We start from the raw sequence: 13246 nt of genomic DNA, 5'->3' as shown, positions 1-13246 counted from the left end.
GTGTTTATTTCCCATTGCGCTTTTCGATGGTCTGTTTCAGCCATTCGGAAAAATTGGCGGCCGCGGGGCCGTTTTGCGCCGTCGCCAGTTGCGGCAAGTCGCCTTCCTGGCGCGGCATGGTGGCCAGCGCATTCACGCGGCCGGGCGAGGCGCCGACGACGATCCACTGGTCGGCCACTTCGATCAGCACGATGCGTTCGCGTCCACCGAGGTTGAGCGAGCTGACGACGCGCATCCGTGCATTGCCGCCCATGGCTTTCGGACCGTAGCGCTTCATGAACCAGGCCAGGCCGATCAGCAGGGCCAGCACGAAGACGAGCGCGAAGATGGTTTGCAGCAAGCTGCCGGCGGACGACGTGGGCGCCATGGTCATCGGCGCGCCGGGCGGCATGGCGGGCAGGGCGGCGGCGGCAGGCGAGGTGGTGGCCGCAGCCGCAGCCGCGGGGACGGCCCCGGCTTGCCCGCTTGCGCCCTCGGCAGGCGTGCTGGCGACGGCGGCGCTGGCCGCCGGCGCTGCTGTCGGGATGGAAGCGGGCGCCGGCGCCGCCTGGGCAATGCAGCATGCCGCCACGAGCGGCAGCATGGTGGAAATCAACAGGCCAGGCTTCATTTATTGAGTTTTCGGATACGTTCGGACGGCGTGATGATGTCGGTCAGGCGGATGCCGAACTTGTCATTCACCACCACCACTTCGCCCTGGGCGATCAGGCAGCCGTTGACCAGCACGTCCATCGGCTCGCCGGCCAGGCCGTCGAGCTCGACCACGGAACCCTGCGCCAGTTGCAGCAGGTTCTTGATGGCGATCTTGGTGCGGCCCAGTTCGACCGTCAGCTGCACGGGGATATCGAGGATGAAATCGATATCGTTGTGCGTTTCCGACTTCGACGCCTGCTTGGAAAAGTCCTTGAACACGGCGGCGCTGGCCGCGCTGGCCGTATTGGCGGCCTGGTTCTGCAGCGCTTCGGCTTCCGCCTTGGCCTGCTCGGCAATGGCCGCGCCCCAATCGTCTTCCGCGCTTTGGTCGTCTTGGTTGTCAGACATGTGTTTCTCCTGTTGTACAGATGTGGGCCGCAGCGCGACCCGGGTATTTATCTATTGCAATTATTTAATGATTGTTCATGTTGTCGGCATTGGCCAGCAACTTTTCAACCTTCAGCGCATATTGTCCGTTCAACACGCCATATGTGCAATCCATCACGGGCACGCCGTCGACGGTGGCGGCGATCAGTTCCGGGATGTTGAGCGGAATGATGTCGCCCACCTTCATGTTCAGGATTTCATCGAACGACACGCGCGCCGTGCCCAGCGACGCCACCAGCTCGACTTCGGCGATCTGGATCTGCTGCGTCATCAGGCGGATCCAGCGCTTGTCCACTTCCAGCGCCTCGCCCTGCAGGCTCGAGGTCAGCGAATCGCGGATCGGCTCGATCATTGAATATGGCATGCAGAAGTGGATTTGTCCGGAAACGGAGCCCAGTTCCACCGTAAACGTGGAGGCTACCACCACCTCGTTGGGCGTGGCGATGTTGGCGAACTGCGTGTTCATTTCCGAACGGATATATTCGAACTCGACGGGGAAGACCGGCTCCCACGACTTGGTATAGGCTTCGAAGACGATATCGAGGATGCGCAGAATGATGCGCTGCTCCGTCTGCGTAAAGTCGCGCCCTTCGACGCGCGTATGAAAGCGCCCGTCGCCGCCGAAGAGGTTGTCGACCAGCAAAAACACGAGGCCCGGATCGAAGACCATCAGGGCCGTGCCGCGCAGCGGCTTCATGTGTACCAGGTTCAGATTGGTCGGCACCACCAGGTTACGGATGAACTCGCTGTATTTCGACACGCGCACGGAGCCGACCGACACTTCCGCGCTGCGGCGCAGGAAGTTGAACAGCCCCACGCGCAGCAGACGGGCAAAACGCTCGTTGATAATTTCCAACGTCGGCATCCGGCCGCGCACGATGCGCTCCTGGGTCGCCAGGTTGTAGGTACGAACTCCCGTGACGTCTTCCGGCGCCTGCGCGTCGTCCTGGTCTCCGTTGACACCCTTCAGAAGGGCATCGACTTCTTCCTGGGAGAGGAAATTATCGGCCATGGCTGCTTATTGAATGATGAATGCGGTAAATAATACGTCCGTCACGTCCTGCTCCGGCCCTTTGTCCTCGAACGGCTGGTTCACCTGGCCGATGATTTCCGCCGCCAGTTGCTGCTTGCCTTCCACGGTATTGAGTTCCGAGGCTTTTTTGCCAGACAGCAACAGCAACAGGCGGCTGCGCACCTTCGGCATGTTCAGCTTGATCAAATCCATTTCTTCGGGACTGCTCGCCTGCAGGGTAAATGCGATCTGCAGGTATTGCTCGCCATTTTCCGGCTGCAAGTTGACGGTGAAGGCATCGATGGGCACGAACACGGGCGGACCCGCCTTCGACACCTGTTTTTTCTTGCTGGAGCTGGTGTCAGCCTTGTCGGACTTGCCATGCAAGAAATACCAGGCCGCACCGCCACCGAGGCCGCCAGCCACTAGAACCGAGGCCAGCACTATGATCAGAAGCTTCTTTTTTGACGCGCCGGCCGGTGCCAGGGCTGCGTCTGCTTTCGGATCTGCTTTCATTTTTGGATTTGCTTTCAATGGTACTCGAGTGCATGGAAGTGGATCACGACGCCATTATGTCATTATCGGCAAATTCTGCGCAGAAGGATGCAGTGAAAAGAGGGCGGAAGCGCCCTCAACTCGATGTTTCTGCACGAAAAGTTCCAGCGCGGGCCGCCGCTGTGGCCTGCGGGCGACGAATTGCCGCTAGGCGAAGGTATCCACGGCGCCCAGGGTCGCCCTGCCGCGCGTGCCCGTGGCTGGCGCGATGGCGATCTCGCCGCCGGCGACGCCGCTACCCTGGCCATTGCCGCGGCGTCCGTCCGACGCCTCGCCGTTGCCATGGTTTTGCTGTTCCGGCGTGCCGGCCGAGACCGTGGCGCTGCCGAAGGCGATGCCCGCTTCGCTCATCATCTCGCGCAGGCGCGGCATGGCCGCTTCCAGCGCCTGGCGTACCTCGGGCTGGGCCGACATGAAGGCCGCGTCGGCCTGGTCATTGGTCACCGTCAAGACCACCTGCAAGGGGCCGAGGTCGGGCGGATTCAGGGTCAGGGTGGCGCTCTGGTCGCCGCCGGCCGCCATCCACACGACTTTCTGCCCCAGCTGCTGGTCCCAGGCCGGCGTGCCGACGCGGCCCGCCAGCTTGTCCGCCGGCACGGCTGCCGCCGCGGCCGCCTGTTGCAGCGCGCCTGGCTGCAGGGTCGCCGCCAGGCGGCTCAGGTCGGCAGGCGCTTCCTTCGGCAGTGCTTCGGTCATGGCGCTGCCCGCCTTGACGGTTGCCGCCAGCTGGGCGTCGATGGCCAGCTTGCCCGCCTCGCCCCTGGCGCCGGGCAGGCTGGCGCCAGGCTGCGCCGTGGTGGCCGCCTTGCCCTGGGCCTGGACCAGACTGTCGGCGAAGTCGCCACCGTCCGCTTGCGCGGCGGCTGCGGCCTTGCCGCTGCCCTGGCCAGCCAGTTGCAGGGCGGTGGCCGCCAGGCTCTTGCCGTCGGCCTTGACGCCGGTGCGCGGCGCCAGTTCCGGCGTCGCCTTGGCAGACGCTGCCGGTGTCTGCATGGCCAACTGGATGCTGCCTACGAGGGCCAGCATCTCGGCGGCCGGGTCGGCTGGCGGCGGTACCGCAGCGGCGGCGGTGGCTGGCACGCTGGCCTCGGCCTCGCTGCCATCCTTGGCTGCCGGCGCGGGCGTCGTTGCTTCATTGGCGGAGCTGGCCTGGCTATCGGGCGCGGTGGTTTGTTCGGCTGGCTGCTGCACCGGCTTGGCTTCGCTGCCTGGCGCCTTGGCGGCCGGCGCAGGAGCGGCAGCCTGGGCCGGCGCAGGGACGGGAGCAGGGCGGGCCGGTGCTGTTTGCGCTTGCGCAAGATTGCGGCTGGCCTGGCGCTGTTCGATCTGGCGGTTCAGGGTGCGCTGGAAGTCGCCGTCGCTGCCGCCATTGGACGGCTGGGCGCGGTTGGCCGGGCCAGGCGTGGCATTCGGCGAGACAATCTGGGAAATCGGGTTTTGCAGGGTTTGCATGGTGCTGCCTCTGTGTTGCTTAGCGTTTGTAATAGGCTTGTCGAGCCGCGTGCTCATCCATTGCCTTCTGGTCGCGCTTGTTTTCCAGCTTCAGCGCCTGTTCCTGTGCCCGGTTGTTCAGGGTGGTGTACGACATGCGCTTGCGTTCGGCCAGTTGCCAGCGCATCTTTTCATTCTCGCTGCGCGCCTGCGCATGCTCGACCACTTGCTGCTGGCCCAGGATGGCGCTGTCGAGCTTGACCATGAAGGCCTGGAAGTTGCGGTAAGCCATGGGCGTGATGCCGTTGCTCATGCTCGCTTCGAAGCGCTTGGCATAGTCGTCGCGGTAGCCGGACAGCATGTCCAGCTTTTCGCGGCAATCGTCGAGCGCTTTCAGGGCCGCGCCCAGGCGCTTGGCGCAGTCGTCCGTTTCGCGCTGCGCAAGGTCGATCAGGGTGGCAAGTTGGGAAGGAGAGGCCATGACTGATTATATTCCCCGTGTGCAAGCCCTAATCAGTCGAATAGAGCGGTAAGTTGCCCCAAGCTCTCGTCCATGCTGACCCGCTCCGTGATTTGCTGTTGCAAAAACGCTTCAATCTTTTCATGCAGGGCGATGGCCTGGTCCAGCACGGGATCGGTGCCGGCGCTGTAGGCGCCCACGCTGATCAGGTCGCGGCTGCGTTCATAGCGCGAATACAGCTGTTTCAGCTTGCGCGCCTGCTGCTGGTGCTCGGGCGTGGTGATCGAGTGGGCGGCGCGCGAAATCGACTGTTCGATGTCGATGGCCGGATAGTGACCGGCCTCGGCCAGGCGCCGGTTCAGCACGATATGCCCGTCCAGGATGGCGCGCGCCGAGTCGGCGATCGGGTCCTGCTGGTCGTCGCCTTCCGTCAGCACGGTGTAGAAGGCCGTGATCGAGCCGCCGCCTTCCTCGCCATTGCCGGCCCGCTCCACCAGCACGGGCAGCTTGGCGAAGACGGATGGCGGATAGCCCTTGGTGGCGGGCGGCTCGCCGATGGCCAGGGCGATTTCGCGCTGCGCCATGGCGTAGCGGGTCAGCGAATCCATGATCAACAATACGTTTTGTCCCTGGTCGCGGAAATGCTCGGCAATCGCCGTCGCATAGGCGGCCCCTTGCAGGCGCATCAGCGGCGGCGTGTCGGCCGGCGCGGCCACGACGACTGAGCGGGCCAGGCCTTCGGCGCCGAGGATCTGTTCGATGAATTCCTTCACCTCGCGTCCCCGTTCGCCGATCAGGCCGACGACGATCACGTCCGCTTCCGTGTAGCGGGCCATCATGCCCAGCAGCACGCTTTTCCCTACGCCGGAACCCGCGAACAGGCCCATGCGCTGGCCACGGCCCACGGTCAGCATGGCATTGATCGAGCGCACGCCCACGTCCAGGGTGTCGACGATGGGCGCGCGGCCCAGCGGATTGGCGGGGCGCACGTTGATGGGGGCGCTGTCGGTCGTGTGCAGCGGACCCAGCTGGTCGAGCGGGCGGCCCGCGCCATCGAGCACGCGGCCCAGCAGCTGCGGCCCCACGGGCAGGTGGCGCGCGCGGTCGCTGGGGCGGCGGCGCGGATGGGCCACGCTGCCGGGACGGGGGATGGCCGGTTCGACGGAAAACACGCGCGTGCCGGGCACGATGCCTTCGACGTCGCTTTGCGGCATGAGGAACAGGCGGTCGCCTTCGAAGCCCACCACTTCCGCCTCGACCCGGCCGCCATTCGGCAGCGGCACGGTGCAGGCGGCGCCGACAGCCAGGCGCAGGCCCACGGCTTCCATCACGAGGCCGGCCACGCGCGTGACCCGGCCCGACACCTGCATCGGCTCGACGAAGCCGACCACGGCCGAACAGTCGCTCAGGTAGGCGCGCCAGCGCGCCGCGTGGGCAGGAGGGCCTTTGACGGGCTCGCTCACGGCGCCAGCCAGTCCAGGTCTTTGCCCAGCGCATGCGTCAGGCGGTGCCAGCGGGTGGACGTCTGCGCGTCGATCTGGTTGCTGGCCGTGTCGATCTTGCAGCCGCCGCGTTCCACGCTCGGGTCTTCGATGACGCGCCAGCCGCCCTTGTCGAGCTCGTCGCCGATGCCGTCGCGCACCACTTGCGCATCTTCTGGATTGAGCATCAGCAAGGCTGGTTGTTGCAGGACTGGCAAGTATTCGATGGCTTCGCGCACCACGGGCAGCATCAGCTCGGGACGCACGGGCAAGGCCGTCTTCAGCATGCCCTTGGCCAGCTGCAAGGCCAGCTCCATCACGTCATTGGCGATCAGTTCGTCGGCCTGCTGCACGGCCGTGCCAAAGTCGACGGCGATGGTTTGCAGGTGCGCCAGTTCCACGGCGGAGACGGCCTTGCCTTCCGCATAGGATTGCGCGTGGCCGTCGGCGTGCCCGGCCGCATGGCCTTCCGCATAGCCGGCCGCGCGGCCTTCCTCGAATGCGGTGGCGCGCGCCTCCTCGCGGATGGCGTCCAGTTCTTCCTGCGTCGGGTATTCGAGCGGCGGCGCCAGCTCTTCCTCGTGCAGCTCGGCAAACGGATCGAACTCCGGCTCGGGTTCCGGTTCGAGCAGCTTGCGCGCGGCCACCACGCTGGGGCGCTCGTCGCCAAACGAGGTCATTTCCCAGCGCTGGTACGCGGTTTGTTGCTCTTTGGGAATTAAATTAGACAAACGAATCCTCGCCTTTTCCGCCTAGGACGATCTGCCCCTCGTCCGCCAGGCGGCGCACGATCTGCAGGATCTGTTTCTGCTGCGATTCCACTTCCGACAGGCGCACGGGGCCTTTCGACTCGAGGTCTTCGCGCATCATCTCGCCGGCGCGCTGCGACATGTTCTTGAAGATCTTGTCGCGCAGCTCTTGCGAGGCGCCTTTCAGGGCGATGATCAGCATTTCCGACTGCACTTCGCGCAGCAGCAGCTGGATGCCGCGGTCGTCGATGTCGATCACGTTGTCGAACACGAACATTTCGTCCATGATCTTTTGCGCCATGTCGTTGTCGTAGTTCTTGATATTGTCCATGACGGAGCCTTCCTGCTCGCCGCTCATGAAGTTCAAGATCTCGGCCGCCGCGCGCACGCCGCCCAGCGACGATTTCTTGATGTTTTCGTTACCCGACAGCAGTTTCGTCAGCACGTCGTTGAGTTCGCGCAAGGCGGCCGGCTGCACGCCGTCCAGCGTGGCGATGCGCAAGACCACGTCGTTGCGCAGGCGGTCGGTAAAGTGGCCGAGGATTTCGCAAGCCTGGTCGCGTTCCAGGTGGACGAGGATGGTGGCGATGATCTGCGGGTGTTCGTTGCGGATCAGCTCGGACACGGATTGCGAATCCATCCACTTCAGCGATTCGATGCCGGATGCGTCCTTGCCGCCCAGGATGCGCGACAGCAGCACGGAGGCCTTGTCGTCGCCCAGCGCCTTGGTGAGCACCTGGCGGATGTATTCGTCCGAATCGAGGCCGACGGTGGAATTGAGTTCCGTCTGCGCGCGGAAGTCGTCCAGCACCTCGACCACCTGCTCGTGCGCGATGCCCTTCATGGTGGCCATGGCGGCGCCCAGCTTCAGCACTTCGCGCGGGCCGAGGAATTTCATCACTTCGGCCGCTTCGCTCTCGCCCAGGGCCAGCATCAGGATGGACGCTTTTTGCAGTCCCGTTGTCTCAGTCATTATTGCCTACCCATGCTTTGATTACGTTGGCCACCACGCGCGGGTCTTCCTGCGCCAGTTTCCTGGCCATCGCCAGGTTTTCGCGGTAGCCGCGGGCCGTGTCTTCTTCCAGTTCTTCCAGCTCGGCTTCGCTGAGCAGGACTTCGTTTTCTTCGTCCGTCTTGGCCAGTTCCGGCTCGACGACGGGCGGCGGCGCGCCGAAATCGTCGATCTTGCGCATCACGGGGCGCAGCATCGGGCGCACGATCTTGATGAAAATGTACAGCAGGATCAGGGCCGTGATGAGGAATTTCGCCAATTCCTTGGCCAGCGGCAAGTTGGCCGGGTCGCGCCACCACTCCAGCTTGCTTTCCGGCGCGCGGTCGATGCCGTCGAACGGCGAATTGGCCACGCTGAAGCTGTCGCCGCGATCCTTGTTGTAGCCCATCGCTTCCTTGACCAGATTGTTGATCTGGACCATTTCGGCAGGGGAAATCGGCGTTACCGTGACCTTGCCATCCTTGCCGATGACGCGGCGGTAGTTGACGACCACGGCCACCGACAGGCGGCGCAGGCCGCCCATGGATTTCTGTTCGTAGCGCACGGTCTTGTCGACTTCATAATTCGTCGTCGATTCCTTTTGCGTCGGCGCCGTCGGCGCGCCGGCCGCCACGCCCGGCGCTTCGGCCGTCAGCGGTGCCGTGGCCACGCCAGGCGGCTGGTTCGACAGCGCGCCGGGCACGCCGGACGGGTTGGCATTGCCGGCGCCCGTCGATTCGCTCGTTTGCTGGCTGCGGATGGTGGACGCTTCCGGCGGCGAGTTCGGCTTGTAGGTTTCGGCCGCCTGCTCGCTTTGCGAAAAATCAACGTCGGCCGTCGCTTCGGCGCGCACATTGCCTTCGCCGACGATGGGCAGCAGGATCGATTCGACCTGCTTGATCACGCTTTGCTGCAACTGCTGCACGTACTTCAATTGGTTCGGGTCCAGGCTCTTGATGCCGTTGGCGCGGTCCTTGTCCTTTTCCTGGTTCGACAGCAAGGTGCCCGCCTGGTCGACGACGGTGACATTGATCGGCAGCAATTCCGGCACGCTGGACGCCACCAGGTGCACGATGGCGCTCACCTGCAGCTGGTCCAGGCCGCGGCCTGGATGCAGGTTCAGCAGCACGGAAGCCGTCGGTTTTTGCTGTTCGCGCACGAAGACGGACGGTTTCGGCAAGGCCAGGTGGACTCTGGCCGTGTCGACGGCGGACACGGATTCGATCGATTTCGCCAGTTCGCCTTCCAGTGCGCGCTGGAAATTGACCTGTTCCAGGAATTGCGACACGCCCAGCTTCTGGTTTTCCATCAGCTCGAAACCCACGTTGCCGCCTTTCGGCAAGCCTTGCGCGGCCAGCTTCAGGCGCGCATCGTGAACTTGCTCGGACGGCACGAGTATGGCGCCGCCGCCTTCGGAAAACTTGTGCTTGATGCCCAGCTGGTCCAGCGATGCGGTGATGGCGCCGCCGTCGCGGTCCGTGAAGTTGGAGAACAGCACCTTGTACTCGGGCGGCTGGTTCCACATGTAGAGGGCCGCGCCGATGGCGATCAATGCCGCCACGCCCAGGCCGCGCAGGAAATTCTTGCCCATCGGCGTCTTGGCGAAGGCTTGCACGGACTCCACGGGAGAGCGCGCGGGCGCTGCTTCCGGTGGTATGCGGTTCACATCGATTTCTTCGGCTACAGCCATGATTGCCTTCCGGGGCGCGTGGTTTGACAGTTATCGGGTGGTGCGTGGGGGCCGCTTCCTCGGGAGGAGGGGCGATATGCAGAATTATCCGCCACTGTCGCGCGCTTCAATCGTCCAAATAGAAGGCGCTTTTGCCGCCTGCTCGGCCGAGTGGCTGGCTTTTGCGCTGGTATTGTGGAACCCTGGCAACACGTGGTGGAAGTTATTGTACCCGGCGTTGCCTTGCTGGCCAGGGTTTTGTTCTCTGGAAGCAACAAGCAGGAATAGACGAGAATCGGGAGGCAAGGTGAAAACAGGCGGTATCGATAGCAGCAGGATCGAGGCGATGATCGCGCAGCTGAAGTCGGCGGCCACGCGGCCGGAAGCGAAAGTGCCGGCAATCCAGACCGAGGCCCCGGCAGCCAAGGTGAACTTCGCCGATGCGTTCAAGGGCGCGCTGGAATCCGTCAGCGGCGCGCAAAAGGCGTCGTCGGCCATGGGCCAGCGCTTTACCATGGGCGACGAGAAAGTCAGCCTGTCAGACGTGATGGTATCGATGCAAAAGTCCAGCATCGAATTCCAGGCCACGGTACAGGTGCGCAACAAGTTGGTTGCTGCCTATCATGAGATCATGAATATGCAGGTGTAAGGTTCTTATATGTGTATGTCACGAACGGCGGGGTCCGACCATCAGGTTCGACCCCAGTCTTCGTTCTGGGTCACTGCTTGAATATCAACCCAGCCCTGCCATGCGTGCATTCCTCTCGCGTTCCAGCCGCGTGATATAGCGCTGCACGTGCGCGAGCATGCTGCGTGGCAAGTCGACGAACTGGCAGCCGAGGCGGCGGTTCAGCTTATTGTTGAGCAAAGTCATGTCCAGCGAGTTGCGGATCTGCAAGGTGGCGGTGACGATGCCGACGTCGGGCAAGTCGATGCGGCAGCCCGGATAATCCCTGCCGATGGTCTCGCCCAGCATCAATTTGTTGTCGAGGATGGCGATGCCGCCGCAGCTGATGTCGGCCAGCGGGAACAGCGTGTCGGCGCCGCCCAGCGCGGGCGGCAATGGAATCGAGACGCGCACGGGATTGCTGACGGGCGTCGTCATGCGGTAATACTCGCGCCGCTGCAAGCGGATCAGGGTTTCCGGCACGGCAATCTTCAAGGCTGGCGTACCCTCGTATTGGCACTCTTCCACCAGGGCGCTGGCGAACAGGATGCGGATCTTGTCGAGCGAGGTTTCAAACGAGATGCCGGTGGCGGCCACCATGCGCCGGTTCTGGTCGGCATTGACGGAGCGGTCGAGGATGACGGTGTTGCGCTCCGCATCGACTTCCAGGATCGAGGTGACGCACACATCGGATTCACCGTGGATCAGCATTCGGATCAGCTGGTTCTTTTCGCCGATGCTGCGTAACAGGGCGATGATTTCCCGCCGCGATTCCACTTCAAAGTCATGCCAGTTTTCGAGGCCGGAATCCATAATATGTGCTTGCATTGATGCCTGTCTATGTATCGATGGGAAGAGAGCTGGTGTCGGGCGGCGGCGGGATGGGGCCGCCGTTCGCAGATTCAATATGATATAACCAGGCCAGCAGTTCCGCAATCGCCCGATACAGGCCGGGCGGGATCTGGCGGTCGAGGTCGACATCCATCAGCAAGGCCACCAATTCCTTCGATTCATGTACGAAGACGCCGTGCTCGCGCGCCGTGCTGATGATCTGGTCGGCGATCAGGCCGCTGCCCTTGGCCACCACCTTGGGCGCCGGCGCGCCGCTCTGGTAGGCCAGGGCGACGGCCGTCTGCGGCACCTTGCGCTTGGTGTCGTCAAGCATCGCCGTCTCCTGGCGCCGCGTCCGGCGCTTCGGCGGCGTCCGGCTTGCCGGCGATCGTCAGCGACGACAAGGGCCAGCCCGCCGCGTCGAGCGCCGCTTCCAGCCGCGCCGCATGCTGGCGCAGGGTCTCGGCGCTGCCTTCGCTGCCGGCCTGCATCTGGATCGCCACTCTGCCGCCCTGCAACACCACTTGCGCGGCCAGGTCGCCCAGCAGGGGAAACTGGAAGCGCACGCTGCTGCGCCACGCCGTGGCCTCTTCGTCGCCGTCGCGGCCATCGTGCTGGCCGCCTTCCGGCGCATCTTTCGCGATATCCCACTGCATCTTCTGGCCCGGCCACGCCTCGCCCTGCCACTGCACGCGCGCCTGTTCGTGCGTATGCAGCTGCAGATTGATCAGTTGTGCCGAGGCCAGGTCGGTGCCGCTTTTCTGGGTTTCGCCCTGGGCGGCCTTCTGCATCTGCGGCTCCAGCAGCAGCGAGGCCAGCGGACGCTTGCCCTCGGCCCATTCCGCCACATGCGATTCATAGAACAGGCCACTGCTGCCGACGGCGTCGCGCAGCTTGTGCGCCACCTGGGCGGGATCGGCGCCGGGCGCGGCTATCAAGGGGGTCTTGCCCACCAGCGACAGCGGCGCGCCGGGCGCGCTTTCCGCCTGCACCAGCACGCTGCTGATGGCGCGCGCGGTGGTGCTCAGTTCCGGCGCGGGCGTGTCGCCGGCCAGCGCCGGCAGCAGGTTGGCCGGTGTCAGGGGCGCACGGCTGAGCAGGGTGGCGGCCGTGCTGCTGGCGCGCGTGCCTGCCTGGGCGGCGCCGGCCTGGGGGCCGCGCAGGTCGGCCGCCTCGGGTTCCGCTTCCGCGTCCGCATACGTCAGCAGGGCGCTGGCCGGCTGGTCGCGGTTATTGCCTATTTGAAAAGAGGGGCGGGGATTGATGCCGATCAAGGTCAGCGGGATTTCCGTGCCCAGCTGGGCGCCGGCGGGCAGCTGCATGCGGGCCGGCGTGCCGGCCACGCGCACCAGGTAGCTGCCGTCGCCCATGCGGGCCAGCACTTGCCCCTGCATGGATTTGCCGATCAGTCCCTGCAGCGAGCGCTGGAACTCGGCCTGGCGCGGATCGGCGACGCTGTCGGCCGGGCGCGTGACCTTGACCGGGGTCAGGGGCGTCATGCCGATGGCATCCATCTTCGGCAGCATGCCGCCCCCGCCCGTGTTTAAACGCCGTAGGCGTTGGCCAGGCGCCGTTCGGTGCCGGTGTTATTGATCAGCTTGGACAATTGCGCCATCCACGGCATGGTCAGGTCGCGGACCTTGCGGTCGTCTTCCAGGATCTGCTTGATCATGGCAACCTTGCGCAAACGGCCGGCGCTTTCCAGCACGACCTTTTCCTCATTCGCCTTCAGGGCGGCCACATGCGCGCCGATGCGCTGCTCGAGCACTTCCAGCTCGTCCCAGTCGGCGTTGGTGGCGGCGGTCACCATCTGGCCCGTCAGGGTCTGCATGGCTTCGTAGGTGGTCAATACTTCTTGATTCGTCATCATGGATCAGGCGCTCGCAAGGCTGGGCATACGTTTCAAATCGGCGCCGGGGGCGGCGGCGGGCGTGGCGCCAATGGCGTTCCAGGTTTCGCGCAAGTCGGTCAGCAGGCGCTGCACTTCTTCCAGCATGGCGATATCGTTGTTCAGATTGGCCGTCAGCAGGCGCGCGCTCATGTATTCATACAGGGCGTCGAGGCCCTCGGCGATCTGGCCGCCCACTTCCTTGTCCAGGCTGGCGCGCAAGCCGTTGTCGATGATCTGGATGGCTTTCGAGATGGACTTGCCTTTTTCCGGCACGTTGCCCGATTTCATGTGCATCTGCGCGCTGAGCACGGCCACCAGGGCGCCGTCGTACAGCATCACGATCAGCTTGTGCGGCGAGGCCGAGACGATACCCGTTTCCAGGCCGACCTTGGCATAGGCATTGACGCCGCGTTGTTGGGTTCCAAACAT

The 13246-nt window shown here is 64.4% G+C and carries 16 protein-coding genes; 1 reads left to right on the top strand and 15 read right to left on the bottom strand.

Annotation, left to right across the window (positions count from 1 at the left end; all coding sequences use genetic code 11):
* Window positions 1–4 precede the first annotated feature (4 nt).
* The 10 genes from fliO to fliF form a co-directional block, all read right to left on the bottom strand.
* Window positions 5–610 (bottom strand): flagellar biosynthetic protein FliO, encoded by a 606-nt coding sequence (gene fliO / locus AC1RDJ_RS26915; RefSeq protein WP_493029271.1) that lies wholly within the window; start codon window positions 608–610, stop codon window positions 5–7.
* The gene (fliN, locus tag AC1RDJ_RS26910) at window positions 607–1041 is read right to left on the bottom strand and encodes a flagellar motor switch protein FliN (protein ID WP_034754038.1); all 435 of its coding nucleotides are present in this window, start codon (window positions 1039–1041) and stop codon (window positions 607–609) included. Before fliN ends, fliO begins: the two co-directional genes overlap by 4 nt.
* Before the next feature lie 64 nt (window positions 1042–1105).
* Complete coding sequence (fliM, locus tag AC1RDJ_RS26905; protein WP_034754035.1) at window positions 1106–2092, bottom strand: flagellar motor switch protein FliM; 987 nt, start codon at window positions 2090–2092, stop codon at window positions 1106–1108.
* A gap of 6 nt (window positions 2093–2098) precedes the next feature.
* Window positions 2099–2608, bottom strand: a complete 510-nt coding sequence (fliL, locus tag AC1RDJ_RS26900; protein WP_071322395.1) for a flagellar basal body-associated protein FliL — start codon at window positions 2606–2608, stop codon at window positions 2099–2101.
* A 186-nt stretch (window positions 2609–2794) separates the two neighbouring features.
* On the bottom strand, window positions 2795–4099 hold the full coding sequence (locus AC1RDJ_RS26895; protein WP_493029270.1) for a flagellar hook-length control protein FliK: 1305 nt from the start codon (window positions 4097–4099) through the stop codon (window positions 2795–2797).
* A gap of 19 nt (window positions 4100–4118) precedes the next feature.
* A complete protein-coding gene (gene fliJ / locus AC1RDJ_RS26890; protein ID WP_071322397.1) occupies window positions 4119–4559 on the bottom strand; it encodes a flagellar export protein FliJ in 441 nt (146 codons plus the stop codon).
* A 32-nt stretch (window positions 4560–4591) separates the two neighbouring features.
* On the bottom strand, window positions 4592–5908 hold the full coding sequence (gene fliI, locus AC1RDJ_RS26885; protein ID WP_232251296.1) for a flagellar protein export ATPase FliI: 1317 nt from the start codon (window positions 5906–5908) through the stop codon (window positions 4592–4594).
* A gap of 89 nt (window positions 5909–5997) precedes the next feature.
* Window positions 5998–6699, bottom strand: coding sequence for a flagellar assembly protein FliH (locus tag AC1RDJ_RS26880; protein WP_493029290.1), 702 nt, complete (start codon window positions 6697–6699; stop codon window positions 5998–6000).
* A gap of 43 nt (window positions 6700–6742) precedes the next feature.
* Window positions 6743–7741 (bottom strand): flagellar motor switch protein FliG, encoded by a 999-nt coding sequence (gene fliG, locus AC1RDJ_RS26875; RefSeq protein ID WP_034787109.1) that lies wholly within the window; start codon window positions 7739–7741, stop codon window positions 6743–6745.
* Window positions 7734–9449: a flagellar basal-body MS-ring/collar protein FliF gene (gene fliF / locus AC1RDJ_RS26870; RefSeq protein ID WP_493029269.1), complete on the bottom strand. Its 1716-nt coding sequence runs from the start codon at window positions 9447–9449 to the stop codon at window positions 7734–7736. The genes fliG and fliF overlap by 8 nt, the downstream gene beginning before the upstream one ends.
* A gap of 286 nt (window positions 9450–9735) precedes the next feature.
* Between fliF and fliE the strand changes: the two genes are divergently transcribed.
* A complete protein-coding gene (gene fliE, locus AC1RDJ_RS26865) occupies window positions 9736–10077 on the top strand; it encodes a flagellar hook-basal body complex protein FliE (RefSeq protein WP_493029289.1) in 342 nt (113 codons plus the stop codon).
* A gap of 84 nt (window positions 10078–10161) precedes the next feature.
* Here the strand turns inward: fliE and AC1RDJ_RS26860 are convergent, their stop codons facing one another.
* Genes AC1RDJ_RS26860 through fliS form a run of 5 tightly spaced genes read right to left on the bottom strand, consistent with a single transcriptional unit; the run spans window position 10162 to window position 13246 of the window.
* The gene (locus AC1RDJ_RS26860; RefSeq protein ID WP_083411645.1) at window positions 10162–10908 is read right to left on the bottom strand and encodes a flagellar brake protein; all 747 of its coding nucleotides are present in this window, start codon (window positions 10906–10908) and stop codon (window positions 10162–10164) included.
* A gap of 25 nt (window positions 10909–10933) precedes the next feature.
* Window positions 10934–11260 carry an EscU/YscU/HrcU family type III secretion system export apparatus switch protein gene (locus AC1RDJ_RS26855; protein ID WP_071322403.1) on the bottom strand — a complete coding sequence of 109 codons (327 nt, stop codon included), beginning with the start codon at window positions 11258–11260 and terminating at the stop codon, window positions 10934–10936.
* Complete coding sequence (gene fliK, locus AC1RDJ_RS26850) at window positions 11253–12452, bottom strand: flagellar hook-length control protein FliK (RefSeq protein ID WP_493029268.1); 1200 nt, start codon at window positions 12450–12452, stop codon at window positions 11253–11255. Before fliK ends, AC1RDJ_RS26855 begins: the two co-directional genes overlap by 8 nt.
* A 17-nt stretch (window positions 12453–12469) precedes the next feature.
* Window positions 12470–12796: a flagellar protein FliT gene (locus AC1RDJ_RS26845; RefSeq protein ID WP_289885295.1), complete on the bottom strand. Its 327-nt coding sequence runs from the start codon at window positions 12794–12796 to the stop codon at window positions 12470–12472.
* A gap of 3 nt (window positions 12797–12799) precedes the next feature.
* A complete protein-coding gene (gene fliS, locus AC1RDJ_RS26840; RefSeq protein ID WP_071322406.1) occupies window positions 12800–13246 on the bottom strand; it encodes a flagellar export chaperone FliS in 447 nt (148 codons plus the stop codon).

It is taken from the genome of Janthinobacterium sp. GW822-FHT07H10, from assembly GCF_058798675.1.
The sequence above is the reverse complement of the archived record's forward strand: the minus strand, read 5'-3'. Positions and strand labels throughout refer to the sequence as shown.

What these genes read in the sequence shown, in the direction of transcription:
- fliO (WP_493029271.1), bottom strand. Translation starts at nt 610, where the DNA reads ATGAAGCCTGGCCTGTTGATTTCCACCATGCTGCCGCTCGTGGCGGCA.
- fliN (WP_034754038.1), bottom strand. Translation starts at nt 1,041, where the DNA reads ATGTCTGACAACCAAGACGACCAAAGCGCGGAAGACGATTGGGGCGCG.
- fliM (WP_034754035.1), bottom strand. Translation starts at nt 2,092, where the DNA reads ATGGCCGATAATTTCCTCTCCCAGGAAGAAGTCGATGCCCTTCTGAAG.
- fliL (WP_071322395.1), bottom strand. Translation starts at nt 2,608, where the DNA reads ATGAAAGCAGATCCGAAAGCAGACGCAGCCCTGGCACCGGCCGGCGCG.
- AC1RDJ_RS26895 (WP_493029270.1), bottom strand. Translation starts at nt 4,099, where the DNA reads ATGCAAACCCTGCAAAACCCGATTTCCCAGATTGTCTCGCCGAATGCC.
- fliJ (WP_071322397.1), bottom strand. Translation starts at nt 4,559, where the DNA reads ATGGCCTCTCCTTCCCAACTTGCCACCCTGATCGACCTTGCGCAGCGC.
- fliI (WP_232251296.1), bottom strand. Translation starts at nt 5,908, where the DNA reads ATGCAGGTGTCGGGCCGGGTCACGCGCGTGGCCGGCCTCGTGATGGAA.
- AC1RDJ_RS26880 (WP_493029290.1), bottom strand. Translation starts at nt 6,699, where the DNA reads ATGACCTCGTTTGGCGACGAGCGCCCCAGCGTGGTGGCCGCGCGCAAG.
- fliG (WP_034787109.1), bottom strand. Translation starts at nt 7,741, where the DNA reads ATGACTGAGACAACGGGACTGCAAAAAGCGTCCATCCTGATGCTGGCC.
- fliF (WP_493029269.1), bottom strand. Translation starts at nt 9,449, where the DNA reads ATGGCTGTAGCCGAAGAAATCGATGTGAACCGCATACCACCGGAAGCA.
- AC1RDJ_RS26860 (WP_083411645.1), bottom strand. Translation starts at nt 10,908, where the DNA reads ATGGATTCCGGCCTCGAAAACTGGCATGACTTTGAAGTGGAATCGCGG.
- AC1RDJ_RS26855 (WP_071322403.1), bottom strand. Translation starts at nt 11,260, where the DNA reads ATGCTTGACGACACCAAGCGCAAGGTGCCGCAGACGGCCGTCGCCCTG.
- fliK (WP_493029268.1), bottom strand. Translation starts at nt 12,452, where the DNA reads ATGCTGCCGAAGATGGATGCCATCGGCATGACGCCCCTGACCCCGGTC.
- AC1RDJ_RS26845 (WP_289885295.1), bottom strand. Translation starts at nt 12,796, where the DNA reads ATGATGACGAATCAAGAAGTATTGACCACCTACGAAGCCATGCAGACC.
- fliS (WP_071322406.1), bottom strand. Translation starts at nt 13,246, where the DNA reads ATGTTTGGAACCCAACAACGCGGCGTCAATGCCTATGCCAAGGTCGGC.